Annotated in this window: 21 protein-coding genes; 9 read left to right on the forward strand and 12 right to left on the reverse strand. The window is 77.0% G+C overall.

Features of this window, described 5'->3' with window-relative positions; all coding sequences use genetic code 11:
- Positions 1–4 precede the first annotated feature (4 nt).
- The 4 genes from J3P29_RS11430 to J3P29_RS11445 form a co-directional block, all read right to left on the reverse strand.
- Positions 5–340, reverse strand: coding sequence for an STAS domain-containing protein (locus J3P29_RS11430; protein ID WP_210493509.1), 336 nt, complete (start codon positions 338–340; stop codon positions 5–7).
- Positions 341–2,290 carry a glycosyltransferase gene (locus J3P29_RS11435; protein WP_349239864.1) on the reverse strand — a complete coding sequence of 650 codons (1,950 nt, stop codon included), beginning with the start codon at positions 2,288–2,290 and terminating at the stop codon, positions 341–343.
- Between the two features lie 89 nt (positions 2,291–2,379).
- A complete protein-coding gene (locus J3P29_RS11440; protein WP_210493511.1) occupies positions 2,380–4,395 on the reverse strand; it encodes a cellulose biosynthesis cyclic di-GMP-binding regulatory protein BcsB in 2,016 nt (671 codons plus the stop codon).
- The gene (locus tag J3P29_RS11445) at positions 4,392–5,567 is read right to left on the reverse strand and encodes a SpoIIE family protein phosphatase (protein WP_210493512.1); all 1,176 of its coding nucleotides are present in this window, start codon (positions 5,565–5,567) and stop codon (positions 4,392–4,394) included. Before J3P29_RS11445 ends, J3P29_RS11440 begins: the two co-directional genes overlap by 4 nt.
- Positions 5,568–5,706: 139 nt before the next feature.
- On the opposite strand from J3P29_RS11445, the gene ggt reads away from it, so the two are divergent.
- Positions 5,707–7,536 (forward strand): gamma-glutamyltransferase, encoded by a 1,830-nt coding sequence (ggt, locus tag J3P29_RS11450; RefSeq protein ID WP_210493513.1) that lies wholly within the window; start codon positions 5,707–5,709, stop codon positions 7,534–7,536.
- Here the strand turns inward: ggt and J3P29_RS11455 are convergent.
- Entirely contained in the window at positions 7,533–8,738 is a 1,206-nt protein-coding gene (locus tag J3P29_RS11455) for an MFS transporter (RefSeq protein ID WP_210493515.1), read from the reverse strand. The two genes, ggt and J3P29_RS11455, sit on opposite strands and share 4 nt — an antisense overlap.
- A gap of 106 nt (positions 8,739–8,844) precedes the next feature.
- Here J3P29_RS11455 and J3P29_RS11460 point away from each other — a divergent pair, with 106 nt between their 5' ends.
- The 3 genes from J3P29_RS11460 to rnhA all read left to right on the forward strand — a co-directional run bounded on the left by J3P29_RS11460 (position 8,845) and on the right by rnhA (position 11,988).
- The gene (locus J3P29_RS11460; RefSeq protein WP_210493516.1) at positions 8,845–10,221 is read left to right on the forward strand and encodes a D-arabinono-1,4-lactone oxidase; all 1,377 of its coding nucleotides are present in this window, start codon (positions 8,845–8,847) and stop codon (positions 10,219–10,221) included.
- Entirely contained in the window at positions 10,218–11,438 is a 1,221-nt protein-coding gene (locus J3P29_RS11465; protein WP_210493517.1) for an amino acid deaminase/aldolase, read from the forward strand. The genes J3P29_RS11460 and J3P29_RS11465 overlap by 4 nt, the downstream gene beginning before the upstream one ends.
- Before the next feature lie 88 nt (positions 11,439–11,526).
- Positions 11,527–11,988: a ribonuclease HI gene (rnhA, locus tag J3P29_RS11470; RefSeq protein WP_349239865.1), complete on the forward strand. Its 462-nt coding sequence runs from the start codon at positions 11,527–11,529 to the stop codon at positions 11,986–11,988.
- Positions 11,989–12,015: 27 nt separating this feature from the next.
- Here rnhA and J3P29_RS11475 read toward each other — a convergent pair whose 3' ends face one another.
- The 4 genes from J3P29_RS11475 to J3P29_RS11490 form a co-directional block, all read right to left on the reverse strand.
- Entirely contained in the window at positions 12,016–13,089 is a 1,074-nt protein-coding gene (locus tag J3P29_RS11475; protein WP_210493520.1) for an NAD-dependent epimerase/dehydratase family protein, read from the reverse strand.
- Between the two features lie 61 nt (positions 13,090–13,150).
- Positions 13,151–13,753, reverse strand: coding sequence for a hypothetical protein (locus J3P29_RS11480; protein ID WP_210493522.1), 603 nt, complete (start codon positions 13,751–13,753; stop codon positions 13,151–13,153).
- 52 nt (positions 13,754–13,805) lie between these two features.
- Positions 13,806–16,178 (reverse strand): glycoside hydrolase family 65 protein, encoded by a 2,373-nt coding sequence (locus J3P29_RS11485; protein WP_210493523.1) that lies wholly within the window; start codon positions 16,176–16,178, stop codon positions 13,806–13,808.
- Positions 16,175–16,915 (reverse strand): beta-phosphoglucomutase family hydrolase, encoded by a 741-nt coding sequence (locus J3P29_RS11490; protein ID WP_349239830.1) that lies wholly within the window; start codon positions 16,913–16,915, stop codon positions 16,175–16,177. Before J3P29_RS11490 ends, J3P29_RS11485 begins: the two co-directional genes overlap by 4 nt.
- A gap of 180 nt (positions 16,916–17,095) precedes the next feature.
- On the opposite strand from J3P29_RS11490, the gene J3P29_RS11495 reads away from it, so the two are divergent.
- The 4 genes from J3P29_RS11495 (at position 17,096) to efeB (ending at position 21,465) form a co-directional block, all read left to right on the forward strand.
- Entirely contained in the window at positions 17,096–17,917 is an 822-nt protein-coding gene (locus tag J3P29_RS11495) for a DUF2470 domain-containing protein (RefSeq protein WP_210493526.1), read from the forward strand.
- 188 nt (positions 17,918–18,105) lie between these two features.
- Complete coding sequence (gene efeU, locus J3P29_RS11500; RefSeq protein WP_210493527.1) at positions 18,106–18,987, forward strand: iron uptake transporter permease EfeU; 882 nt, start codon at positions 18,106–18,108, stop codon at positions 18,985–18,987.
- Positions 18,984–20,141, forward strand: coding sequence for an iron uptake system protein EfeO (gene efeO / locus J3P29_RS11505; protein WP_210493528.1), 1,158 nt, complete (start codon positions 18,984–18,986; stop codon positions 20,139–20,141). Before efeU ends, efeO begins: the two co-directional genes overlap by 4 nt.
- 82 nt (positions 20,142–20,223) lie before the next feature.
- Complete coding sequence (gene efeB, locus J3P29_RS11510; protein WP_210495042.1) at positions 20,224–21,465, forward strand: iron uptake transporter deferrochelatase/peroxidase subunit; 1,242 nt, start codon at positions 20,224–20,226, stop codon at positions 21,463–21,465.
- Here the strand turns inward: efeB and J3P29_RS11515 are convergent.
- Positions 21,462–21,821 (reverse strand): hypothetical protein, encoded by a 360-nt coding sequence (locus J3P29_RS11515; RefSeq protein WP_210493529.1) that lies wholly within the window; start codon positions 21,819–21,821, stop codon positions 21,462–21,464. The genes efeB and J3P29_RS11515 overlap by 4 nt on opposite strands.
- A 94-nt stretch (positions 21,822–21,915) precedes the next feature.
- Between J3P29_RS11515 and J3P29_RS11520 the strand changes: the two genes are divergently transcribed.
- On the forward strand, positions 21,916–23,118 hold the full coding sequence (locus J3P29_RS11520; protein ID WP_210493530.1) for a PLP-dependent aminotransferase family protein: 1,203 nt from the start codon (positions 21,916–21,918) through the stop codon (positions 23,116–23,118).
- 148 nt (positions 23,119–23,266) lie between these two features.
- On the opposite strand, the gene J3P29_RS11525 is transcribed toward J3P29_RS11520, so the two are convergent.
- Both J3P29_RS11525 and J3P29_RS11530 read right to left on the reverse strand, forming a co-directional pair.
- Positions 23,267–25,417 carry a S53 family peptidase gene (locus J3P29_RS11525; RefSeq protein ID WP_210493531.1) on the reverse strand — a complete coding sequence of 717 codons (2,151 nt, stop codon included), beginning with the start codon at positions 25,415–25,417 and terminating at the stop codon, positions 23,267–23,269.
- Complete coding sequence (locus J3P29_RS11530) at positions 25,414–26,148, reverse strand: hypothetical protein (RefSeq protein ID WP_210493532.1); 735 nt, start codon at positions 26,146–26,148, stop codon at positions 25,414–25,416. The genes J3P29_RS11525 and J3P29_RS11530 overlap by 4 nt, the downstream gene beginning before the upstream one ends.
- Positions 26,149–26,155: the final 7 nt, after the last annotated feature.

A 26,155-nucleotide genomic window follows, 5' to 3' on the forward strand; every position in this document is an offset into this window, starting at 1 on the left:
CGGCCTACAGCCCGTCGAGCGCCTCGGCGACCGTCTCGTAGGGCCGCAGGACGCGGTCCAGCCGCATGAGCCGCAGCACCGACAGCACCTGCTCGCCGGGGGCGGCGATCCGCAGCTCGCCGCCCGCCTGCCGGGTGCTCTTCAGGCCCCCGATCAGCGCCCCCAGGCCCGACGAGTCCACGAACGGCACCGCGGCGAGGTCGACGACCAGCCCCGTCCGCCCGTCGTCCACCGCGTCGCGGACGACGGCGCGCAGCGCGGCGGCGCTGACCAGGTCGAGGCGGCCGGTCAGGCGCACGACGCCCCGCCGATCGCCGTGGTCCTCGAGCTCCAGCTCCATCTAGGCCTCCTGGGGGTCGGGCTGCGGGGCGAACCCGCGGTAGAACGCGGCGTCGACGACGACGCTGAGCGAGATCAGGTCGTAGACGACCCACGCGACGTTGAGCATGATCGCGCCGCCGGCGTCGGTGGCCCCCACCATCAGGCGCACCAGGCCGATCACGACGGCCCCGCACAGCACCAGCATGGTGGCCACCTGCACCCGCACCAGCCGCAGCGACGCGCCGGCCTGCCGGGTCTTCGGGGTGACGACGAACCCCAGGTCGCGGCCGGTCAGCTGGTTGCGCACGACGCTGGTGACCGCCTGGATCCACAGCGGGAACAGCGCCAGGCTGTACTGCTGGCCGCGCCAGGTGCGCATGCCCCAGCCGACGAGCAGGAACAGCAGCTGGTTGACCAGCAGGTACGGCAGCAGGTGCCACATGAAGTCGGCGCCGAGCGAGCGCACCGGCAGGACGCCGAAGAGCAGGTAGACGATCGGGGCCGCCAGGTAGACGACGGCGGCGAAGCCCGACAGGTACGTCCACATCGTCGCGAAGTACATGAGCCGCTGGCCGACGGACAGGCCCGGCTGGCGCAGCGGGTTCTCCCGCAGCATCACCTGCATCGTCCCCTGCGACCACCGCAGCCGCTGGGCGAGCATGCTGCGCAGGTCCTCGGGGGCCAGTCCGTGGGCGAGGATCTCGTGGTGGTAGACGCTGCGCCAGCCCAGGCCGTGCAGGCGCATCGCGGTCGCCATGTCCTCCGTCACCGAGATCGTCGCCATCGGCATGACCGGCTGCGCCTCGTGCGCCTGGACGGCGTCGAGGTCGGCGATGATCCGGCGCACCGACTCGATCGCCCCGAGCGGCGACAGGTCGCGCACCGCCAGGCCGTCGAGGGCCGCCTCGTCCAGCACGAGCTCGCCGGTCTCGGCGTCCGCCTCCACGGGCCCCGGGCCGAGCGCCTCCAGGTCGGCCTGGATCGCGCGGACGTCGCGGTCCACGAGGCCGCGACTGATGCGGTCGACCTCGCGGCGGAACGCGTGCGTGACCTCCTGGGTCGTCAGCCCGCGGCGCTGGCCGGCGCGTACCTCGCGCAGCGCAGCGGCGAGCTCCTCGAGCGCGGCGGCGGCGTCCTCGTCCCCCCGCTCGCGGGCGGCGGCGCGGGCGCGGCCCACCACCCGGTCGGCGGTGCGGAGCACGCGCCGCAGGGCGGTCTCGACGTCGCGCACGTAGCCGACGATCCCCAGCTGCATGAGCGCCTCGCGCCGCAGGATGGCGTTCGACCCGCAGAAGAACGCGGCGTTCCACCCGTCCTTGCCCTGCTGGATCGGCCCGTAGAAGAGCGGCGCCTGGCTGCCCATCGGATCGGCGTCGTCGACGTTGACGAAGTACTGCGGGGTCTGGACGAGCGCGACCTGCGGGTCGGTGAACCACCCGAGCGTGCGGTCGAGGATCGCCGGGTCGGGGATCTGGTCGGCGTCGAGGATCAGCAGGAACTCGCCGTCCGTCTGGAACAGCGCGTTGTTGAGGTTGCCGGCCTTCGCGTGCCGGGGGCGGTCGTGCCAGTCGGCGCTGCGGGTGATGTAGCCGACGCCCTCCTCGGCCGCCATCGCCGCCATCTCCGGGCTCGCGCCGTCGTCGAGGACGTAGGTGCGGTGCGGGTGGCGGATGTCGCGGGCCGCCCGCGCCGTGCCCCGGACGAGCTCGATCGGCTCGTTGTAGCAGGTGATGAACACGTCGACGGTGGCGTCCGGCGGGGGCGGCGGCGCCGCGCCGCGCTCCTTCAGCCGCCACATCGTCAGGCCGAACAGCCACGCGTCCAGGTACGAGTACGTCTCGGCCAGGATCAGCGGGACGGCGATCCACCACGCCGACCAGTTGACCGACGACGTCCAGCGCCACGCGAGGTAGTAGGTGCCCAGCGCGAGGTTGGCGGCGACGAGCACGCGCAGGACGTCGCGGCGCAGCCGCCGGCGGTCCTCCGGGGCGTCCGGGAGCAGCGGCGCGAGGACCCGCTCGACCGCGCGGCGGCGGGGCGCGGGGGCTGGCGGCGCGCTCACGTGCGCCGCGCCCCGCCCCAGCGCCGCCGCGCGACGAGCAGGACCACGGCCACGAACGCGACGAGCACGACGGCGGCCGGGATCGCCCAGCGCGGCGCGTCGTCGACGGCGGAGGCCTGCGCCACCGGGGCGAGCTCGTCGGGCGGCTCGGCGCCCGGAGCGGTCGCGGCCAGGGCGCCGGGCGCCGAGGACGGCACGACGAGCATCGCGCGGCCGACGAGCCGTTCGACGGTGCTGGCGCGCGTCAGGGCGCGCGCGGCCCGCACCAGGCCGGCGCCGTCGGCGCCGCGGACCGCGAGCACCGTGCCGTCGTCCGACCACGGCGACGCGTCGAGGACGAGCGTGCCGGTGTCGGGCCCCGTCGCGCGGCGGCCGCCGGGCACGGCGATCGGGCGGCCCAGGTCGCGGTCGGCGCGGCCGACGAGGACCAGGTCGGCCTGGCCGCGGCGGGCGTCGCCGACCCGGTCGGCGGTGACCAGGCGCGGGCTGGGGGCGCCGGGGGCGGCCCAGCGCCCGATCGCGGCCGCGACCTGCAGCGCCGCCGTGCGCTCCGCCGGGGCGGGGTCGCGCGGCAGCACCACGTCGACGGGCCGGCCGCCGGTGCCGAGGGGCGCGGGGAAGCGCGCCAGGTCGCGGGCGTCCGTGTCGTCGTGCGGCAGCGTGATGCGCGACGTGTCGAGGATCGTCGCCGTGGCGCCCTGCGGGTCGCGCGGCGCGCACCGCTCCTGGCGCGGCGGCAGGCCGAAGCGCAGGCGGAGGGGCAGCCGGCGGACGGCGCGGCCGTCCAGGTCGGCGTCGAGCAGGCCGGCGGGCAGGGCGAAGCGCAGCCGGACCGGGCCGGCGCCGGGGCGGAGCGCCCGGCTGCCGAGGTCGCGGCCCGCGAGCGACGCCGTCACGTACGACGCGTCCGGCCGCAGGGCCGCGCCCGCGTCGACGACGAGCTCCAGGGTGCCGTCGTCGGTGATCGTCCAGGCCGGCGGCCGGTCGACGGTCAGGTCGACGGTCGCCGTGCCCGGCCCCAGCACCTGGCGCGTCCCGATCCCGAGCTGCGCGAACGTCGCCGCGTCCGACGACCACGCCCGGGCGCGGCGGGGCCGTTCGGGCCGCGGACCCCGCACGAGCGCCGCGCGCCCCGGCAGCGGCGTGAGGGCGTCGGGGGCGTCCAGGGCCGCCGCGGCGCGGGCCGTCCCGCGGGCGTCGGCGCCGCCGAGCGCCAGCCGCGGCGTGCCGTCGCGGCGCACCGCGAGCACGCCGTCCCCGGGGGCCGCCGTCGGGGCCGGCGTGCCGGCGAGGGCGCGCGCCAGGCCCGGGCCCGTGCCCACGGCGAGCACCGGGCCCGCGGCGTCCTCGCGGGCGCCGGCGACCTGCACGAACGGGTCGGCGCCGACGGCCCCGGCGGCGCGTCCGACGGCCGCGACCGCTCGTCCGGCGGCGGCGAGCGACGCCGGGTCGTCGTCGGTCGCGACGGTCAGCGGCGCGCCGTCCGCCGCGGGCACGAGCGTCGGCAGCGCGTCCGCGAGCGTGCGGTCGGCCGGCCGCAGGCGCGGGTCGACCGTGCTGTCGTCCCGCACGACCGCCCAGAGCGCGCTGTCGTCCGGGTCCTCGCAGACGTCGCGGGTCAGCCGCATCGAGAAGCGGGCCGTGAGCGTGACGCCCCCGGCGGCGTCGGGCAGCGGGGGCAGCGCGACGCGCAGGCGCCCGCCGCGGGCCGTCTCGCGCGTCAGCCGGGCGCTGCCGAGCGGGCGGTCGCCGGCGTAGAGCGTGACGGTCGAGCGACGCGGCTCGAGCAGCGGGGAGTGCTCGAAGCGCAGGTCGACGGTGCCGCCGCGCACCGCGTAGCCGGCCGGCAGGGGGAAGAACGCGGTGGCGGTGCCGTCGCGGCCGCGGACGGTCGTCGTCGGCACGCCGCGGTCGGCGAAGGTGCCGGCGGCCGCGGACGGGCGCTCGGCGGCGCGGGCCGCGGGGGCCGCGAGCGCGGCGGCGAGCGCCACCGGCGCGAGGGCCCGCCTCACGCGTGGGCCTTCCGCCGCACCGCCATGACGGTCACGTCGTCGGGCGGCGCGCCCCGGCCGGTCAGGTGCATCAGGCGGTCCACGGCGTCCTGGGCGGTCGTCGCCCCGACGACGAGGGCGGCGGCCTGCTCGGTGGTGCGCGGCCCGCCGTCCAGCTCGAGCAGCCCGTCGCTGTGGACGAGCAGCAGGTCGTCGCCGCGCAGGTCCAGCTCGACGTCGAGGTAGTGCTCGGAGTCGTCGATCCCGACCGGCAGGCCCTGCGCCTGCAGCAGCTCGGTCTCCCCCGTCTCGCGCACCACGACGGCCTGCCCGTGCCCGGCGTCGGAGCAGGTGACGTGCCCGTCGTCGCTCAGGCACGCGACGAACGCGCTGGCGAACGTCGCGGTGCGGGCCAGGTCGTCCGCCAGCGAGCGCGCCGCGTGCTCGAGCGCCGCGCCGGGATCGAAGCTGCGGGCGCCGGCGCGCAGCGCGGAGCGGACGCTGGCCATGACGATCGCGGCGGGCATGCCCTTGCCCATGACGTCGCCGAGCGCGACGACGGTGCCCTCCCGGGCGGGGTGCCAGTCGTAGAAGTCGCCGCCGACGTCGCGCGACGGCCGGCAGACCGCGGCGACGTCCCACGCGTCGTCGCTCGGCGGCCGCGCGGGCAGGAGCGCGCGCTGCACCTGCGCGGCGCGACCCAGCTCCTCCTCCAGGTTGAGCTCCTGCTCGACCCACAGGGCCATGTCGCGCAGGATCGCCCGGTCGGCCGGCGAGAGCGTGCGCGGCCGGCGGTCCGCGATGCACAGCGTCCCGACCCGCTGGCCGCCGGGGGCGGCGAGCGGCACGCCGGCGTAGAAGCGCAGGTTGGGGTCGTCGACGACGAACGGGCTGTCGACGAAGCGCTCGTCCGCGGTCAGGTCCTCGACCACGATGCCCTCGGGCTCGAGGATCGTGTGCGCGCAGACGGACGTCTCGCGCGGGATGTCCAGCCGGTCCAGGCCGACCGCCGACTTCGACCACAGGCGGTCGTGGTCGACGAGGTTGACGAACGCCATGTCGACGCCGAACAGCCGCCGACACAGCCGGGTGACGCGGTCGAAGCGCTCCTCGGGCGCGGTGTCGAGGACCCCGCTGCGGTGCAGGGCGTCCAGGCGCTCGAGCTCGTCCGGCGGCGTGGCGGCCGCGATCATGCCTGACGCTCCGGTGCGGTGTACACGGTGGATCCGTACCCGGCATGGACGGCGCACATTCGCGCCCCCGAGCGGGGGCGCGCCACCGCCCGCGCCGGCACGCGGGTGCGCCGGCGCCGATCGGGGCACAGGTCCTTCCATGCGTCCCCCATCCCCCACCGTCCTGCGGCGGGCCGCCCTCGGCCTGACCGTTCCCACGCTCGCCGCCGCAGCCCTGGCGCCGGCCGCCCGCGCCGACGGCCCGGCCGTCGCGTCGGGCACGGGCGGCGCCGTCGCCTCGGTCGACCGCGACGCGACCGACGCCGGCCTGCGCGTGCTGCGCCAGGGCGGCAACGCGGTCGACGCGGCGATCGCGACCGCCGCCGCCCTCGGCGTCACCGAGCCCTACTCCGCCGGCGTCGGCGGCGGCGGCTACATGGTCGTCTGGGACGCCCGGCGGGGCCGCGCCGTCACGATCGACGGGCGCGAGACGGCGCCGCGATCCCTCGGCCCGAAGGGCTTCCTGGACCCGCGCACGAAGAAGCCCCGCGACTTCGACGACCTCGTCACGAGCGGCCTCTCCGTCGGCGTGCCCGGGACCCCGCTGACGTGGGCGGAGGCGTCCCGCCGCCTGGGCCGCCTGCCGCTGCGCCGCGCGCTCGCGCCCGCCACGACGCTCGCCGCCAAGGGCTTCCGCGTGGACCAGACGTTCCGCGACCAGACCCTGCAGAACAAGGCGCGCTTCGCCCGCTTCCCGTCCACGCGGCGGCTGTTCCTGCCCGGCGGGACGGCGCACCGCGTGGGCCAGACGTTGAAGAACCCCGACCTGGCCCGCACGTACCGCCTGCTCGCCCGCGACGGCGTCGACGCGCTGTACCGCGGGGCGATCGGACGCGACGTCGTGCGGACGGTGCGCCGTCCGCCCGTCCGCTCCGGCCGGGTGCTGCGCGGCGGGATGACCACCGCCGACCTGCGCCGGTACGACGTGCGCGTCCGGGGCGCGCTGCGCTCGACGTTCCGCGACCTCGAGGTCGTCGGGATGCCGCCCAGCTCGTCCGGCGGCATCGCGATCGCCGAGGCGCTGAACGTCGTCGAGGCCCTCGGGCCCGCCACGCCCGACCGCGTGCAGGCGCTGCACCGCTACCTCGAGGCGTCGCGCATCGCCTACGCCGACCGCAGCCGCTGGGTGGGCGACGACCGCTTCGTGGACGTCCCGACCGCGCAGCTGCTCTCCAAGCCGTTCGCCGCCAGCCGCGCCTGCCTGATCCGGCCGGACGCGACGCTGAAGAGCCCGCTGAAGGCGGGCGCCGTCGGCACGCCCGGCGCCGCCCCGGCGTGCGGCACGCCGGCCCCGGACGGCGGCGCGTCCGACCGCGAAGGGGACTCCACCACCCACCTCGTCGCCGCGGACCGCTGGGGGAACGTCGTCTCGTACACGCTCACGATCGAGCAGACGGGCGGATCGGGGATCGTCGTCCCGGGTCGCGGGTTCCTGCTGAACAACGAGCTGACGGACTTCGATCCCGCGCCCGCCGCGGGCCTGACCGCGAAGACGGACCCCAACCTGCCCGGCCCGGGGAAGCGGCCGCGCAGCTCGATGAGCCCGACGATCGTCCTGCGCGGCGGCCAGCCGTGGCTCGCGGTCGGGAGCCCCGGCGGCGCGACGATCATCACGACCGTCCTGCAGACGCTCCTCAACCGCATCGACGGCGGGATGACGCTGCCCGACGCGGTCGCCGCGCCGCGGATCTCGCAGCGCAACGCGCCGAAGACCGAGGCCGAGCCGACCTTCCTGCAGACCGCGGACCGGCGCGCGCTCGAGGGCCTGGGCCAGGCGTTCACGAAGGCCCCGCCGACGTTCACGCCCGACCCCGAGATCGGCGCCGTCGCCGCGCTGGAGCGGCAGCCCGGCAACGCCTGGCAGGCTGTCGCCGAGCCCGAGCGGCGCGGCGGCGGCGCGGCGGGCGTCGTCACTCCCGCCGGCCGCTAGCCCTCGGCGGCCCCGGCGCCCACGGCGGGCGCCGGGGCCGCGGCGGGCCCGAGCAGCCGGCGCGCCGGCAGCAGCCCCAGCACAGCGACGAGCGCGAGCAGGCCGAACGCGCTCAGCCGGTGGTCGAGCAGCGTGCCGACGACCGCCGCGACGAGCAGGCCGCCGACGTTGCCCGCCAGCCACATCAGCGTGACGCCCGTCCCCGCCGCGGCGCCCGCCCGGCGCTCCGTCATCGCGAAGACCACGGGCAGCGCCGCGGCCAGGAGCGCCCCCGCGGCGATCACCGCGACGGCGTTCACCGCGGCGACGTGCACGGCGCCCAGCACCACGCACGCGCCGGCGGCCACGACGAGCACGGTTCCCAGGAACGGCACCTCGCGCCGGCCCGCCACCCGCGGCGGCAGCGCCGCGGTCGCCGCGACGCCGACCACGAGCATCAGGACGAGCATCAGGCCGGCCGCGTCGTCGGAGACGCCGGCGGGCTCGAGCAGGGCCTGCAGCCACGTCGTCAGCGCCACGAAGACGCCGAAGCCGACGAACACGACGGCCGCGAGCGTGCGGATGCCGCGGTCGGCCCAGACCGCCCGCACGGGCACGGGCGCCGCGCCGGCCACGCCCGCCGGCACCCGGCGCAGCACGACGAGCAGCGCGCCGGCCGCGAGCACCGCCAAGGCGGCCTGGACGGCGACGAGCGCGGGCAGCCGTCCCGCGCCGAGGACGGGCCCCAGGACGAGGGCGACGAGCTGGCCGACCACGACGCCCGCCGAGCCGAGCGCGATCCCCGCGGGCCGGTCGCGCGGGACGAGCGTCGCCACGGCCAGCAGCCCGACCGCGCCCAGCACGAGCGGCTGCCCCGCCGCGGCCAGCAGCTGTCCGGCGAGCGCGGTGCCGAACGCGTCGCCGCCGCCGAGCGGGCGCACCAGCCCGCCGGCCGCGGTCAGCACCGCCCCGGCGGCGAGCGCGGGGCGCAGCCACCGGTCCAGCAGCATCGCCGCCGGCAGCGCCAGGACGACGTAGAGCAGCGGGTAGAGCTGCGCGAGCCAGCCGACCGCGGTCTCGGACACGCCGAGGCGCTCCGCGCTGGCCGTCGTGATCGGCGCGTACGTCAGCCACAGCGTCTGGTTGACGCCCGCGACGGCGGCGTAGGCGGTGAGCGGCAGCCAGCGGGCGGCGCCGCTCGCGGCCGGGGATGGGACGGGCACGGCGCGCTCCGGGATCGGGTTGCGGGCACCCTAGGGCAGGGTCCCGCCCTCGACAAGGCGCCGGGACGACGTGACAACGCCGGGCGTCCGGGCTAGCGTGCGCGCCATGGGGAGCGTGGTGGACGGCAGGCCGACGACGTGGCGGAACTGGTCGCGCGAGCAGACGTGCCGCCCGGCGCGGATCGCGCGGCCCCGCAGCGCCCGCGAGGCCGCCGACGTCGTGCGCCGCGCCGCCGCGGACGGCCTGCCCGTCAAGGCGGTCGGCTCGGGCCACTCGTTCACGGGCGCCGCCCTGACCGACGGCGTGCTCGTCGACGTGTCCGCGATCCGCGGCCTGCAGGACCTCGACCCCGCCACGGGGCTCGTGCGCGTGGGCGCCGGCACGAGCATCCACGAGCTCTCGTCGCTGCTCGCCGACCACGGCCTGGGGATGGAGAACCTGGGCGACATCGACCGGCAGACGATCGCCGGGGCGATCGCCACCGGCACCCACGGCACCGGGGCGACGCTCGGCAACCTGCCGTCGCAGGTGCGGGCGATCGAGCTCGTCACCGGCACGGGCGAGATCGTCGACCTGGACGCCGACTCCGACCCGCTCGGCCTGCGCGCCGCCCGCGTCGGGATCGGCGCGCTGGGCATCGTCACCGCGGTGACGATCCAGGCGGTCCCCGCGTACGTGCTGCGCGGCGTCGACACGACCGAGCCGCTCGAGGAGGTGCTCGCAACCCTGCAGGAGCGCGTCGACGGCCACCGCCACTTCGAGGCGTACGTCTTCCCCCACGCCCCGCTCTGTCTGACGCGCACGAACGACGTGGTCGACGCGGCCGCGGCGCCGCCGAGCCGCGCGCAGCGCTGGCTGCGCCAGGGCGGCCTGGAGACCGCCGCGCTGGCGACGGTCAGCGAGATCGGCCGCCGCGTGCCGGCGGCGATCCCGCGCCTGAACCGCTTCGTCACGCACGTCGCCGGCACGAGCGTCCGCACCGACCGCTCCGACCGGATCTTCGCGTCCCCGCGGCACGTGCGCTTCGTCGAGATGGAGTGGGCGCTGCCGCGCGCCGAGGTCGAGCCGGCGCTGCGCGAGATCCTGGCGCTGATCGCCGGGCAGGGGCTCGCGGTGAACTTCCCGATCGAGATGCGCTTCGTCCGCGGCGACGACGCCCTGCTCTCCCCCGTCCACGGGCGCGAGAGCGGCTACCTGGCCGTCCACGTGTACCGCGACATGCGCTGGGGCCAGTACTTCCGCGGCGTGCAGGAGATCGCGGCGGCGCACGGCGGCCGGCCGCACTGGGGCAAGCGCCACTTCATGACCGCCGACGACCTGGCCCCCCGCTACCCGGAGTGGGACGCGTTCGCCGACGTGCGCGCGCGGCTGGACCCGGAGGGGCGCTTCCGCAACGAGTACCTCGACCGCGTGCTCGGTCCCGTGCGGACGCCCGCGACGCGCCTCGGCGTCCCCGTCGAGCACGTCGAGGCCGCGCGGTGACCGCCGCGGGCGCCGGGGACGAGCAGCACGCGCGCCTGGAGCGCGCGACCGCCGACCTGGACGCGCCGTTCGCGGTCGTCGACCTGGACGCCTTCGACCGCAACCGCGCCGACCTCGCGCGGCGGGCCGGCGGCACCCCGATCCGCCTGGCCAGCAAGTCGGTGCGCTGCCGGGCGCTGCAGCGCCGGGTGCTCGACGGCCCCGACCGCGCGTTCCGGGGCACGCTCGCCCTCACCCTCCCCGAGGCGCTGTGGCTGCAGGACGAGGGCTTCGACGACCTCGTCGTGGCCTACCCCACCGTCGACCGCGGGGCGCTGCGCGAGCTCGCCTCGCGCGCCGCCGCCGGCCGCCCGCCGATCACGGTGATGGTCGACGACGTCGCCCACCTCGACGCGCTCGACGCCGCGGGGGCGAGCGCCACCGCACCCGTCGCCGTCGCGCTCGAGCTCGACGCCGGGCTGCGCCTGGCCGGCGGCCGCGTCCGCGTCGGCGCCCGCCGCTCTCCCCTGCACGAGCCCGAGCAGCTCGCGGCGCTCGCCGCCGAGATCGCGCGCCGCCCCGGCCTGCGGCTGGACGGCCTGATGGCGTACGAGTCGCAGATCGCCGGCGTCGGCGACCGGCCGCCCGGCCGCCGGCTGTACGGGCGGGTCGTCCAGGGGATGCAGGCGCTCTCCGCCGCCGAGCTGCGCCGCCGCCGCTCCCGCGCGGTGCAGGCGGTCCAGGCCGTCGCCGGCCCGCTGCGGTTCGTCAACGCCGGCGGGACCGGCAGCCTCGAGAGCTCGTCCTCCGAGCCCGCGGTCTCCGAGGTGGCGGCCGGCTCGGGCCTGCTCGCCCCCGCCCTGTTCGACACCTACTCGCGCTTCACGCCGTCGCCCGCCGCCTTCTACGCCCTGCCCGTCGTGCGCCGCCCGGGCCCGGGCGTGGTGACCGCGCTCGGGGGCGGCTACGTGGCGTCGGGTGCGGCCGGTCCCGACCGGCTGCCGCGGCCGACGTACCCGCCGGGGCTGCGGCTGGACCCGCTCGAGGGCGCCGGCGAGGCGCAGACGCCGCTGCTCGGCGCGGCCGCCGACGCGCTGGCGATCGGCGACCGCGTGTGGCTGCGCCACACGAAGGCCGGCGAGCTGTGCGAACGCTTCGACCGCCTGCACCTGGTCGCCGGCGACGAGGTCGTCGACGTCGTCCCGACGTACCGGGGGGACGGCCGGACGGTCCTCTAGCCTTCACCGGCTCATGCCTGCTCCGCGTCGCCGCCCCGCCCGCAAGAAGATCGAGGAGACCCCCGCCGTGCAGGGTGCCGGCGAGTGGATGATCTGGACGGACGGCGCGTGCAAGGGCAACCCGGGGCCGGGCGGCTGGGCCGCCATCGTCGTCCCGCCGGCGGAGTCCGGCGAGGAGCCGCGCGAGCTGTCGGGCGGCGATCCCGCCACGACGAACAACCGCATGGAGTACACGGCCGCGCTCGAGGCGCTGCGCGCGCTGCCGGCCGGCTCGACGGTCTGCATCGTCACCGACTCGCAGCTCATGCTCAACTCGATGACGCAGTGGATCGCGGGCTGGAAGCGCAAGGGCTGGAAGACCGCGTCCGGGCAGCCGGTGAAGAACCAGGACCTGGTGATGGCCCTCGACGAGGAGATCGGCCGGCACGCCCAGGTGCGCTGGCACTGGGTGCGGGGCCACGAGACGGGCGACGAGCACGCCCACAAGGCGTACAACGACCGCGCCGACCGCCTGGCCGTCGCGGCCGCGGCGGACGCCGCGCTCGCGTAGCCACGGGGCCGCGGCCCCCAGCGCGCCTCAGCCGCGGTCGTCGATGCGCCCGCCGACGCCGGTCCGCAGCTCGTCCGCGCGCAGCGGGCCGCCCGCGTCGGTCCGGAGCGGCGGAACGGCGTCGTCGCCGGCGCGGTCGCGCAGGCCCTCGAGCAGCTGCCGCAGCGTCGCCGGGCCGTCGTGTCGCGGCGTCCAGCCGGCCGCGCGAAGGCGCGAGGCGTCCATGAGCGGCGACTCGTACGCCAGGTCGACCCAGCTCGGCGGCGTCGGCTGGGCGCGGGTCCGCCACGTGACGGCGGCCAGCGCGCGGAGCGCCCGGCGCGGCACCGGCAGCGGCAGCCCGCCCAGGACGGCCCGCAGCCGCCGCGGCGTGATGACCGGCTCGGTCGCCACGTTGTACGCGCCGCGCATGTCGGGCCGCACGACCGCCAGCCGGTACGCCTCGGCCAGGTCGTCCGTGTGCACGACCTGGAAGCGCAGGCCGACGGGCGTCGGCGCGAGCGGCAGCCGTCCCGGCCGCACGAGCGCGCTCGGCCACAGCGGGCCGAGGAAGTAGCGGCGCACCTCCTGCGCGGCCGTCCGCTTGAAGACGAGCGCGGGCCGCAGGCGCACGACGCGCACCTCGGGGTGCTCGGCCTCGAACCGCCCGACGAGCTCCTCGGCCGCGACCTTCTCGCGCGAGTAGAAGTTGGAGCGGACGCCGGTGATCGGCCACGTCTCGTCGACGCGCGTCTCGTCCGGGCCGGACGGCCCCGGCCCGTAGGCGGCGATGGACGACGCGTGCACGAACGTCCGCACGCCGGCGGCCGCGACGGCGTCGAGCACCCGCTGCGTGCCGGCGACGTCCGTGGCGTACGTGTCGGACGTGTCGCGCGAGGGCTGGATCCGCCAGACGAGGTGGACGACCGCGGCGGCTCCGCGGAACAGCGCCGTCAGGTCGTGCTCGCGGACGTCGCCCGCCACCCACGTGACCCCCGGCAGCTCGAGCTGCGGGAGCCGCCGGGCGAAGCCGACGACCTCGGTGATCTCGGGGTCCCGCGCGAGCAGCCGCACCAGCGACGAGCCCGTGTTGCCGGTGGCCCCGGTGACGACGACGCGCATGCTCGTCGGCTACCCGGGGCCCCGACGCAGGAAACGGGCCGGGCGGGCGGTCCGGCGGCGCTCAGGCGGCGTCGGCGAACGCCTGCAGCGCCGCGCGACCGTCGCCGACGATCGGGTCGCCGTGGGCGAACAGCAGGTGCGCGAAGCGCTGGTCCAGCAGCCGCCGGGCGGCCATCCGCAGCCCGGTCTTCACGGCCTCGGGGTCCGACCCGAGCAGCTCGTCGGGCACGAACCCGATCCGCCCGTCGCCCTGCGGCACCAGGCCGTCGGCGAACGCGAGCGCGCCGTCGCCGACGTCGATCCGCAGCGCCGTCTCCTCGGGCGTGATCGACCCGACCTCGAGCGCGGTGATGCCCGGGGCGACCTCCTCCCCGAACGCGAAGCCCTCGGCCGGCGCGGCCGCGACGCCGCCCAGGCCCTTGCTGCTCGCCTTCACGGTGCAGCCGAACGCGTCGCGGATGGCGGCGGCGTCGCGGCTGTGGTGGCGGTTGGTCAGGAGGATCGTCTCCGGCCGGACGTAGCGCTCGATCCCGTCCAGGCCCTCGTCGGGCAGGAGCGGGTCGATCAGCGCCCGGGACGGGACGACCAGGTAGGAGTGCACGCGCGCCCCGATGCCGGGGTGCTGCTGCGTCCAGTGGACGATGCCTTCGGCGATCTCACGCATGCCGTGCGCGTACCCGCCGCGGCGCGCGCGGATTCCGCGTGCGGCGTCCGCCTCAGTCGCCCTCGCCCGTCGTGCGGTGCCGCGGCTCGCGCCCCGGCGGCTGCAGCGGCCGACGCAGCTCGGGCGCCGCGGGGATCGGTCGCCGCTCGGGCCGGCCGGCGCGCACGTCGACCTCCTCCCCCCAGTGGGTGATCCGCACCGAGGCGTCCTCGGGCGCGTCGTCGGCCAGCCGGTACGTCGCCTCGCCCGGGCGCACCTCGACGATCAGGCGCACGCCGCGCCAGGCGATCGGGAAGCGCAGCAGCGGCAGGCGCGGCGGGATCCGCGGGGAGAACGCCAGGCGGTCCCCGTGGTCGCGCAGGCCGCCGAAGCCGTTCATCACGGCCGCGAGGGTGCCCGCCATCGACGCGATGTGCAGGCCGTTGTCGGAGTCCCCGCGCAGGTCGTGCAGGTCGGCCAGGCCGGACTCGGCCAGGTAGTCGTACGCCAGGTCCAGGTGCCCGACCTCGGCCGCGATGACCGCCTGCACGGCCGCCGACAGCGACGAGTCGCGGACGGTCAGGCCCTCGTAGTAGTCGAAGTTGCGCCGCTTCTGGTCCAGGTCGAACGCGTCGCCGCGGCGGAACATCGCGAGCACGAGGTCGGCCTGCTTGACGACCTGCTTGCGGTACAGGTCGAAGTAGGGCTGGCTGAGCAGCAGCGGGTAGTCCTCGGGGGCCGTGGCGTCGAAGTCCCAGCGCGCGTGCTGAAGGAAGTCCTGGTCCTGCGGGTGGATGCCCAGGCGCTCGTCGAACGGCACGTGGACGTTGCGCGCGGCGACCCGCCAGGCGGCGATCTCGTCCTCGCGGACCCGCAGCTCGCGGGCCACGTCGGGATGACGCTCGGCCGCCGCGGCGGCCTCGAGCAGGTTCATCTGCGCCATCAGGTTCGTGTAGACGTTGTCGTCCACGAGCGCCGAGTACTCGTCGGGCCCGGTGACGCCGTCGATGCGGAACGCCCCGTCGGCGCCGTGGTGGCCGAGGCTCATCCACAGGCGCGCGGTCTCGGCGAGCAGCTCGACGGCGTGCTCGCGGTCGAAGCGCTCGTCGCCCGTCGCCGCGACGTAGCGCCGCACGGCGTCGGCGATCGCGGCGTTGATGTGGAACGCGGCGGTGCCGGCCGGCCAGTAGCCCGAGCACTCCTCGCCGTGGATCGTCCGCCACGGGAACGCGGCACCGAGCAGCCCCAGCTGCCGCGCGCGGTCGCGGGCCTGGTCGAGCGTGTCGTGCCGCCAGCGCAGCGCGTCGCGCACGAGCTCGGGCCGCGAGTACGTCAGCACGGGCAGGACGTACGCCTCCGTGTCCCAGAACGCGTGGCCGTCGTAGCCGTTGCCCGTCAGGCCCTTCGCCGCGATCGGCTGCGTCTCGGCGCGCGCCGCGGCCTGGAAGAGCTGGAAGAGGGCGAAGCGGATCGCCTGCTGCAGCTCGTCGTCGCCCTGCAGCTCGACGTCGGCGACCTCCCAGTAGCGGTCGAGGATGCGGCGCTGCGCGGCGACGAGGCCGTCGAAGCCCTCGGCGAGCGCGTTCTCCAGGCTCGCGTCGACCTGGTCGCGCAGCCACTCCACGGACTGCTGCGAGGACCAGTGGTACGCGAGCACCTTCGTCAGCCGCAGCGGCTCGCCCGGCTCGAGGCGGGCCGAGATCGTCACGCGCCCCAGGTCGTCGTCGATCTGGGTCAGCGACGTCGGGTGGTCGTGGACCTCGAGCACGTGGTCCATGCCGGCGGCCATCGCCAGGCCGCTGTTGCGCGTCCGGTGCGCGAGCACCACCCGCATGTCGTTCTTCGTCGCCAGGCAGCCCTCGAGCGCCGACTCCAGCTCGGCGGCCGAGCGCGGGTCGTTGCGGGCCCGCGGCTGGCGCTGGTTGGCGAGCAGGCTCGACTGCAGCGCCACGCGCACCGGCTCGTCGCCCTCCACCTCGACCTCGTACTGGATCGCCGCGACGCTCCGCTGCTCGAACGACACGAGCCGGCGGGTGCGGACGACGACGGTGCGCCCCGCCTGCGAGGTCCAGCGCATCGTCCGCTCGAGGACGCCGGTGCGGAAGTCCAGGTGGCGCTCGTGGCGCTCGAGCCGGCCGCGGTGCACGTCGAGCGGCTCGTCGTCGACGAGCAGCCGGATGATCTTGCCGTCCGTGACCGAGACGACCGCCTGGCCGTCCTCGGGGAACCCGTAGCCCTTCTCGCCGTAGCTCAGCGGGTAGGACTCGTAGAAGCCGTTGAGGTACGTGCCGCCGGTGCCGCGCGGCTCGCCCTCGTCGAGGTTGCCGCGCAGGCCCAGGTGGCCGTTCGTGAGGGCGAACAGCGACTCCGTGCGCCCGAGCGCCTCGATGTCGAGGCCGCGCTCGCGCACGGCCCAGGGCTCGACGGCCAGCCGCTCGACGCTCATGCGACGAGCTCCTGCAGGTCGGCCACGACGCGCCCGGCGCCGTGGGCGCGCAGCGCGTCGGCCTGTCCCACGCGGTCGACGCCGACGACCAGGCCGAACCCCCCGGCGCGCCCGGCCTGCACGCCCGCGAGCGCGTCCTCGAAGACGGCGGCCGCGGCCGGCTCGACCCCCAGGTCGGCGGCGGCGGCGAGGAAGGCGTCGGGCGCCGGCTTCCCGCGCAGCCCCCGGTCGGTCAGGGCGGTGCCGTCGACGACGGCCGCGAAGCGGTCGAGGATGCCGCCCGCGTCGAGGATCCGGCGGCAGTTCGCGCTCGACGACACGACGCCGCACGGGACGCCGTCCGCGCGCAGCGCGTCGAGCAGCGCCACCGACCCCGGGTACACCTGCACGCCGCCCTCGTCGATCAGGCGGCCGACCAGCGCGTTCTTCCGGGTGCCGACGCCGTGGACGGTGTCGGCGTCGGGCGCGTCGTCCGGCGTGCCCTCGGGCAGGTGGATCCCGCGGGAGGCGAGGAAGTTCCGCACCCCGTCCTCGCGCGGCAGGCCGTCGACGTGCGCGTCGTAGTCCGCGCGCGCGTCGAACGGCCGGTGGTCCTCGCCGGGCGCGTCCGGGCGCGCGGCGAGCAGCGCGTCGAAGGTCTCCTTCCACGCCCGGGCGTGCACCCGGGCGGTGTCCGTCAGCACCCCGTCCATGTCGAAGAGGCAGGCGCGGATCTCGGCGGGCAGGCGCGTCGGCACGCCGGGAGCCTCGCACACGCCGGGGTCGGGACCCGCGCCTGCACGTCGGCGCCCCGAGCGGACGCCGGACGGTCGCCGGGGGGCGGGGCGCGCCGTCCGGGCGCGTCGGCGCGCATCGGGCGCGGTCGGATGCCCGTCCGTGTACCGGGTCGACGAGGTAGGGTGCCCTATCATTTAGGCATGCCTGAAACCGCCGCGCCGTCCCGCGAGTACGACCACGACGTCCCGGGCGGCGGCCCGTCCGTCCCGCCCCCGCTCACCGACGTCGAGGACGCGGCCCGCCGCTCACCCGCCGAGGAGGCGCGGACGATCATGTCCGCGACCACGATCGGCACCCTGGCGACGCTGTCCGAGGACGGCAGCCCCTGGGCCTCCGTCGTGGCGTTCGGCCTGCTCGTCGACGGCTCCCCGGTCCTCGCGCTCTCGCGCCTGGCCGAGCACGGACGCAACGCCGCCGCCGAGCAGCGCGCGTCGATCGCCGTCTCGGGCCCGGTCATCGGCGATCCGCTCGACTCCGCGCGCGTGACCCTGGCGGGCCGCCTGGTCAAGCCCGCCACGGCGACGGAGGTCGCCGCGGCGCGCGCGGCGTACGTCGCGGCCGTGCCGGCCGCCCCGGCGTTCATCGACTTCACCGACTTCACGACCTGGGTGCTGAAGGTCGAGCGCGTGCGCTGGGTGGGCGGCTACGGCCGGATGGGCTCGACGACGGCCGAGGAGTACGCCCTGGCCGCGCCCGACCCCGTGGCGGCCAACGTCCCGCGCGCCGTCGAGCACCTCAACGACGACCACGCGGACGCGCTGCTCGACATGGCGCGCAACCTCGGCGGGCACCCCGACGCGACGCACGCCCACTGCACGAGCGCCGACCGCTACGGCCTCGACCTCGTCGTCAAGACGCCGCGCGGCACGACGATCAGCCGCCTGGGCTTCGCGCAGCCCATCACCGAGCCGCACGGCCTGCGCTCGGCGACCGTCGAGCTGGCGCGCCGCGCCCGCGCCTGACCGCCCCGGCCGGCCGCGCGGCCCCGCGCCGCGCGGCCGTCGCCGCCGCCCGCGGCCGAACGCCGTTCCCCGCCGCCGCCCGCCGGACGCCGTAAGCGGCAACGCGCCAGGCCGGGGCCGCCAACCGGCCCCGGTGGTACCTTTTCGGCCGCCCTTAGAAGGGCACCCGAACCCCGTTCGCTGCCCCGATGACCGCCCTCGCCGCCCTGCCCACCGTCCAGTTCGTGATCGGCCTGCGCGAGGGCGTGGAGGCGTCGCTCATCGTGGGCATCGTCGCCGCCTTCCTCGTGCAGGAGGGCCGCCGCGACGCGCTGCGCCACATGTGGATCGGCGTCGGCGCCGCGATCGCCGTCTGCGTCGGCGTGGCCGCCGCGCTGCAGATCCTCGACGAGGCGCTCCCCCAGCGGCAGCAGGAGGCCCTCGAGACCGTCGTCGCCGCGATCGCCGTCGTCATGGTCACCGGCATGATCGTGTGGATGCGCGAGAACGCCCGCACGATGGGCCGGGACCTGCGCGCATCCGCCGCGACCGCCCTCGCCGCCGGGTCCGCGTGGGGCCTGATCGCCATGGCGTTCCTCGCCGTCCTGCGCGAGGGCATCGAGACGGCGTTCTTCCTGCTCGCCACGTTCCAGTCGGAGTCGACGCAGATCTCCACGCTCAGCGCCTCGATCGGCGCGGTGCTGGGCGTCGCGATCGCCGTGCTCATCGGCTGGGGCATCTACCGCGGCGGGGTCCGGCTGAACCTGTCGCGGTTCTTCCGCGTCACGGCCGTCTTCCTGGTGATCATCGCCGCCGGCCTGGTCGCCGGCGCCTTCCACACCGGGCACGAGGCCGGCTGGGTCAACTTCGGGCAGGGTCAGGCGTTCGACCTGACGTGGCTCGTGCGGCCCGAGGCCGACTCCGTCGTCTCCGGCCTGCTCACCGGCCTGCTCGGCCTGCAGCCGTACCCCCGCCACGTCGAGGTGATCGGCTGGCTCGCGTACGCGGTGCCGATGCTGCTCTTCGTCCTGTGGCCCGCGGGGCGCCCGCGCGCCGCCGCCGCCACCTCCGAGACCGAGGTCCCCGCATGACCCCCACGCCGCGCCCCGGCGTCCGCACGCTCGCCCTCGCCGCCGCGGCGGTCGCCACCCTCGGCCTGGCCGCCTGCGGCGGGGACGACGACGGCGGTGCCGGCGGCGGCACGACGCTGAAGGTCGAGCTGACCGACGCGGGCTGCACGCCGACGACGCTGAAGGCGCCCGCCGGCAAGGTCGTCCTCGAGGCGTCGAACCCCGGGACGTCGAAGACGACCGAGGTCGAGCTGAAGAACCGCGACGGCATCATCCTGGGCGAGCGCGAGAACCTCACCCCCGGCCTGTCCGGCGACTTCTCGCTCAAGCTCGACCCGGGCGAGTACGTCGTGTACTGCGCCGTCCCCGGCGACACGGCCCGCAAGCCCGGCAAGCTCGTCGTGACGGGCGCCCCGGCGAAGAAGGGCCCGACGGACCCGGCGCTCACGAAGGCCGTCCGGCAGTACAACGCGTACGTCCAGGCGCAGTCCGACGAGCTCGTCAAGCGCACGAACCGCTTCGCTGCCGCCCTGCGCGCCGGCGACCTGCAGCGCGCCAAGGACCTGTTCGGTCCCGCCCGCCTGCCGTACGAGCGGATCGAGCCGGTGGCCGAGAGCTTCGGCGACCTCGACCCGAAGATCGACGCCCGCGTCAACGACGTCGGCGAGGGCGACGAGTGGACCGGCTTCCACCGCATCGAGCAGATCCTGTGGAAGGACGGCACGACGAAGGGCACGCGGAAGTACGCGGACCAGCTCGTCGCGGACGTCGGCACCCTCGACGGCAAGATCCGCGACATCGACCTGCAGGCCGCCCAGCTGGCCAACGGCGCGGTCGAGCTGCTCAACGAGGTCTCCGCCGGCAAGATCACCGGCGAGGAGGACCGCTACTCGCACACCGACCTCTCCGACTTCCAGGGCAACCTGGAGGGCTCGCGCAAGGCGTTCGAGCTGCTGAAGCCGGCGCTCCGGGCGCGCAAGCAGCAGGCCCTGATCGACGAGATCGAGCCGCGCTTCGCCGACGTCCAGAAGGGCCTGGACGCCTACCGGCGCGACACGCCCCTGGGCTTCGCGCTCTACGACGAGCTGACGGCGAAGGACCGCCGCACGTTCGCCGCCCAGATCAACGCGCTCGCCGACCCGCTGTCGCTCGTGGCCGGCAAGGTGCTGGAGTAGGACCGGAGGCACCGTGGACGGGGACCGGGAGCAGCGCACGCACGACGAGGAGCACGGCGCGGAGGAGCGCGGACGCCGCGGCATGACGCGGCGCCGCGCCCTGCTGGCCGGCGGCGGCCTGCTCGGCCTGGCCGCGGCCGGCGGCGGCGGCTACGCGGCCGGCACCGCGCGCGCCGACGACCCGGCGGCCGGGGTGGCCGACGCCGTCCCGTTCCACGGCCCGCACCAGGCGGGCATCGCCACGCCGGCCCAGGACCGCCTGGTCTTCGGCGCGTTCGACCTGACCGTCGACCGCGCGGCCGACCTGCAGGAGCTGCTGCGCGAGTGGACGCGGGCGGCCGAGCTCATGACCGCCGGCCGGCCGACGGGCAGCCTGGGCCACGACCCGAACCTGCCGCCGGACGACACCGGCGAGGCCGCCGGCCTGCCGCCCGCGCGCCTGACGATCACCTTCGGCTTCGGCCCCGACCTGTTCGAGCGCGGCGGCGAGGACCGCCTGGGCCTGCGCGCCCGGCGGCCGTCCGCGCTGCGGCCCCTCCCCGACCTGCCGGGCGACCACCTCGAGGCCGCCCGCAGCGGCGGCGACCTGTGCGTGCAGGCGTGCTCGAACGACCCGCAGGTGGCCTTCCACGCCGTCCGCAACCTGGCGCGCATCGGCTCGGGCCACGTCGCGCTGCGCTGGATGCAGCTCGGGTTCGGCCGCACGTCGTCGACCAGCCGCACCCAGGCGACGCCGCGCAACCTCTTCGGCTTCAAGGACGGCACGAACAACCTGCGGGCCGAGGACACGGCGGGCATGGACCGCTTCGTGTGGGTGGGCGCCGAGGAGCCGCAGCGCTGGTTCCGCGGCGGCACCTACCTCGTCGCCCGCCGGATCCGGATGCTCATCGAGACGTGGGACCGCGACCGCCTGAGCGACCAGGAGGCGGTCTTCGGCCGGACGAAGGCCTCGGGCGCGCCGCTGACGGGCACCGACGAGTTCGACCGCGTCGACCTGGCGATGAAGGGCAGCGACGGCGTCACGGTGATCCCGCCCGACGCCCACATCCGCCTGGCGTCCCCCGAGGTCCACGGCGGCATGAAGATCCTCCGCCGCGGCTACTCCTACACGGACGGCATCGATCCCCGCACCGGCAACCTCGACGCCGGGCTGTTCTTCGTCGCGTTCCAGCAGGACCCCGAGAAGCAGTTCGTGGCGCTCCAGCGCAAGCTCGGCGTCGGCGACGCCCTCAACGAGTACATCCGGCACACGGGCTCCGCCCTGTTCGCCGTGCCGCCCGGCATCCGCCGCGGCGGCTTCGTCGGCGAGGGGCTCTTCCGCTAGTCCCCGGGCGGGCGGGGCACGGCCCACGGGCCGCCGGGCTCGGCGCCGCGCCGCGCGTCCTCGCGCGCCAGCCACCGGCCCGTCGCCCAGCGCGTCGCGCGCCAGAGCAGGGGCGTCAGCACGGCGCCGAGCGCCGCCAGGCCCGCGTGCCCCACGGCCGCGGACGGGTCGCCCGTGGCGGCGGCCCGGACCGCGAGCACCGCCGCCACCCCGGTCTGGATCGCCCAGGCGGCGCCCAGGCTGGCCACGACCGCCACGCCCAGCAGCCCCCAGCCCGCCCGCGGCCGCGGCAGGCCGCGCGGCAGCGGCACGCGGCCGCGCGCCGCGAAGACGTCCGGGAGCCGCCGACCACGCACGCCGCCCAGCGTAGTGCGCGGGCACGCGCGGCGGCCGTTGCACGGGCCAAGCACCGGCGCGCGCGTGTGCGCCACGTCCCACTATCCTGGGGCGATGTCCACCCCGCTTCCCGGCCGTTCAGCTCCGGTCGCCGCGCGCCTGCGCGGCGTCGCGAGCTCGCCGGTACGCGAGATCCTGGCGCTGACCGAGCGGTCCGGCGTCCTCTCCTTCGCCGGCGGCCTGCCGGCGCCCGAGCTCTTCGACCGCGAGGGCCTGGCCGACGCGTTCGCGGCCGCGTTGCACGACGCCCACGCCGGGCGCTCGCTGCAGTACTCGACGACCGAGGGCGACCCGGCCCTGCGGGCTCGGGTGGCCGAGCGCCTGACCGCCCGCGGGCTCCCGACCGGGCCGGAGGACCTGCTCATCACCAGCGGGTCGCAGCAGGCGCTGACGCTCATCGCGGCCGTCATGCTCGAGCCGGGCGACCGCGTCCTGGTCGAGGACCCGAGCTACCTGGCCGCCCTCCAGGCGTTCCAGCTCGCCGGCGCGGTGCCGGTCCCCGTGCCCTGTGACGGCGAGGGGCTGCTGCCGGACGAGGTCGAGCGGCTCGTCGCCGAGCACCGCCCGAAGCTGCTCTACACCGTGCCGACGTTCCACAATCCGACGGCGCGGACGCTCGGCGAGGAGCGCCGGCGCGAGCTCGCGGCGGTCATCGAGCGCTGCGACCTGTGGACGATCGAGGACGACCCGTACGGCGAGCTGCGGTACAAGGGCGAGCCGTCGACGCCGATCGCCGCCATCCCGGGCGCCGCGGAGCGCACGCTCGCGCTGTCGACGCTGTCGAAGGTCGCCGCGCCCGGGCTGCGGATCGGCTGGGTGCGCACGCCCGCCGACCTGCGCGGGCCGCTGACGATCGCCAAGCAGGCGGCGGACCTGCACTCCTCGACGATCGACCAGGCCGCGACGGCACGCTGGCTGGCGGGGGTCGACCTGGACGCGCACCTGGCGCGGCTGCGGCACGTCTACGGCGAGCGCCGCGACGCGATGGTGGCGGCGCTGCCCGACGTCCTGCCCGCCGGCAGCCGGTTCAACCGGCCCGACGGCGGCATGTTCGTGTGGGTGCGCCTGCCGGACGGGCTGGACGCCACGGCGCTCCTCCCCCGCGCCCTCGAGCACGAGGTCGCGTACGTGCCGGGCGCGCCGTTCTACGCGGCGACGCCCGACCCGCGCACGCTGCGCCTGTCGTTCACCACGCACGCGCCGGCCGAGATCGCGGACGGCCTGGGCCGCCTACGCGCGGCGTTCGCGGGCGCGTAGGCGCCGGGCGCGCCCCGCGGCGGCCGCGCCCGACGCGGTCGGCGCGGCCGGTCCGGCGCACCCGGTGCGCGGCGGACCGTGCCCCGGCGCCCCGGCGGCCCGGGCGGGCGCGGGCGCGGCCGAGGGATCGGCCGCGCCCGCGGCGCCGCTACGGCAGCGGAACGCCCAGGGCGCTCAGGAACGCCTGGCCGTTCGGCGTGCCGCGCCCCGTCGTGTCGTCGTAGCCGGGGGTCGACGTGAGCGTCCCCGTGTCGCCGATGGCGCGCAGCGAGGTCGTCAGCCCGCCGGAGGCGTCCGTCCCGTTCGCGTAGTCCGTCCGGACCACGGCGCGGGTCGGCCGGGAGCCCTCGGCCACGTCGTGGAACGCGCCGGCGGGCGCCGCGTACAGCGCGGGGTTGGCGAAGCCCACCGCCGACCCGCCGCGCGCCGTCCGCAGGCCGTCCGCGACGGCCGCGATGCCCGCGGTGACGGGCGCCGCCAGGCTCGTGCCGCCGATCCGGTACTCGTCGTACCCGACGCTCCCGTCCGGCGACGTCTGGGTCTGCCCGACGAGGAAGCCGGTGTTCGGGTCGCCGATCGCCGCGACGTCGGGCACCACGCGGTGCGCGGCCCCGCCGCCGGCGTACGCGGTGGCCAGCGCGTTCGGCACGACGCCGGCCTGGTACGCGGGCTGCGCGTTGTAGGCGCTCGTGCCCCCGCCGCCGCCCGAGGTGTACGCGGACGGGTCGCCGGGCGCCGGGTCCCACGCCGTGCCGGCGGCGTTCAGGACCGACTTGTCGGTCCCCCAGGGCGCCTCCCACAGGTACTCGCCGGACGCGCCGATGCCGATCGACGTGCCGCCGACCGCCGTCACCCACGGGCTGGACGCCGGGTAGTCGGCCTGCCGCCGGCCCGAGCTGACGACCTCGTCGCCGTCGTCGCCGGACGAGAAGTACAGGCCCACGCCGGTCGCCGCGGCCTCCTGGGCGATCGTGTCGAACGCGGCGCGCGAGGCGTCCGACGTGTCGGACTCCGTCTCGCCGTACGAGTTGGAGACGATCGACGCCTTGCCGGAGTCGACGACGTCGGACAGCGTGTCGTCGAGCGACACGTCGTACGGATCGCGCGCGCCGGCGTAGACGACCTTCGCGCCCGGCGCCAGGCCGTGGACGGCCTCCACGTCGAGGGTCTGCTCGCCGTACCAGCCCTGCGGATCGTCGCCCGCGTCGCCGGGCGTCTCGGGCACCTGCGTCAGCCAGTACGGCGTCAGGGACTGGTCGAGCTGGCCGGCCGCGAACGCGGGCACGCCCTGGCGGGCCGCCCACGTGTTGGCGTCCTCCTCGATCGTCGGCGACGCGTACGCGTCGATGATCGCCACGGACGCGCCCGTGCCGTCCTGGCCGGCACGCAGCCCGTACGCGGACCGCAGCTGCTTCCCGGTGTAGCCGCAGGGCACGACCGGGACGGGACCGCCGAACGCGTCGGGCGTGTCCGTGGAGAGCTTCTCCGCCCACGACGTCGAGCACGGGCCCGCGTTGCGGAAGACGGGGGCCGGGCTGGCGGCGGGCGTGGTGAAGGCGCCGGACTCGTCCAGGCCCTGCACCGCCGCGACCGACGGGGCGATCGCGGCCGGCAGGGTCGGCGTCGCGGCGGCCGCGCGCAGCGTCCGGCCGCGCACCCGGTAGGCGTTCAGGGCGGTGCCGAACGCGCGCGAGACCTGACGGGCGCTGCCGTGGGCGGTCAGGCGGCTGCCGTTGCGCGAGACGGCGTCGACCGTCAGGCCCTGCGCCCGCAGGTAGCCGGCGACCTGCGCGACGGTCGCGTCGGTCGGCGCGAAGCGGCGCCGGAACTCGGCCGGCGTGAGGTACTGCCCGTACGACGACGACGCCGGGTCCGTGACCGCGGCGATCAGGCGCGCGAGAGCGGGCGCGTCCCGCCAGCCGAGCGTCAGGCTGACGGGGATCGTCTGCGCCGGGCGGACCTGCCCGACGGCGTGGTCCGGCCGCGCCCACCCCGGCGCGGCGGTCTCGAGGGGGCGCCGCGGCCCGGCGGGCGTGCCGGCGGGGACGGTGCCGGCGGGCGCGGCGGCCAGCCCCTTCCCGACCGTGGTGGGGCGCTGCAGGCGCACGACGCCGGCGATGCGCGGCGTCCGGCGCACGCGGGCGGTGCGGACGGTCCGCCAGCCCGCGCGGGAGCGGGTGGCCTTCGCCACGATCGGCGCGGCGTGGGCGGCCGGGACGGCGGCGGCGGGGACCGCGAGGGCCGAGACGGCGACGAGGGCGATGCCGGCCCGACGGGCGGCGACGGCGGAGGCGCTCACTTCGACTCCTCGAGGATGCGGGTGTAGCGCGCGCGGGCGGCGGCGGGCAGGTCGGACGTCGGCTTCTCGGTGTCGGCGGTCGCCGCCACGCAGTTCACGTAGACGCGGAACGGCTGGTCCTCGTTCGTCAGGTTGTCGACGACGGCGACGTAGCCGCTGGGCTTCGTCGGGTCCGGGTTGACGACGGGGAACAGCCCGGAGACGGCGATGGCGCCGACGCGGCTGTCGCTCGGCAGCACGCCGCCGCCGACCGGGTAGGTGCCGGGGTCGCATGCGGCGCCGGCCGTGACGTTCGTGGCGCCGCCCGCGGTCACGGGGTACGGGTCGGCGGCCTGCGCGTCGCTCAGCGCCGGGGCGACGACGTGCGAGGACAGGCGGTAGGCGATCGTCGGCGGCGTGGCGTCGGCGTCGCGGCCGGCCGGGCCCTGCGGGCCGGCGGGGCCCGCGGCGCCCGGGGCGCCGGTCGGGCCGGCGGGCCCCTGCGGGCCGGCGGCGCCCTGCGGGCCCGTGGCGCCCGCGGGGCCGGGCGCGCCGCGCCGGACGGTGCCGCGGGCCAGGTCGGCGGCGGTGAGCGAGTGGTTCCTGACGTTGCGGCCCGTGATCGTCGACGGCGCGATGTCGCGCCCGGTGATCAGGCCCGACGCGGCCGCGGCGGTGCCGCCGGAGGCGACGAACAGGGCGAGGAGCGCCACCCCCATGGAGGGTGACGGCAGCCGGAATCGGCGTGGCATGGAGGGA

The sequence above is a fragment of the Patulibacter sp. SYSU D01012 genome, assembly GCF_017916475.1.
In the GTDB taxonomy this organism is placed as follows: Bacteria; Actinomycetota; Thermoleophilia; order Solirubrobacterales; family Solirubrobacteraceae; genus Patulibacter.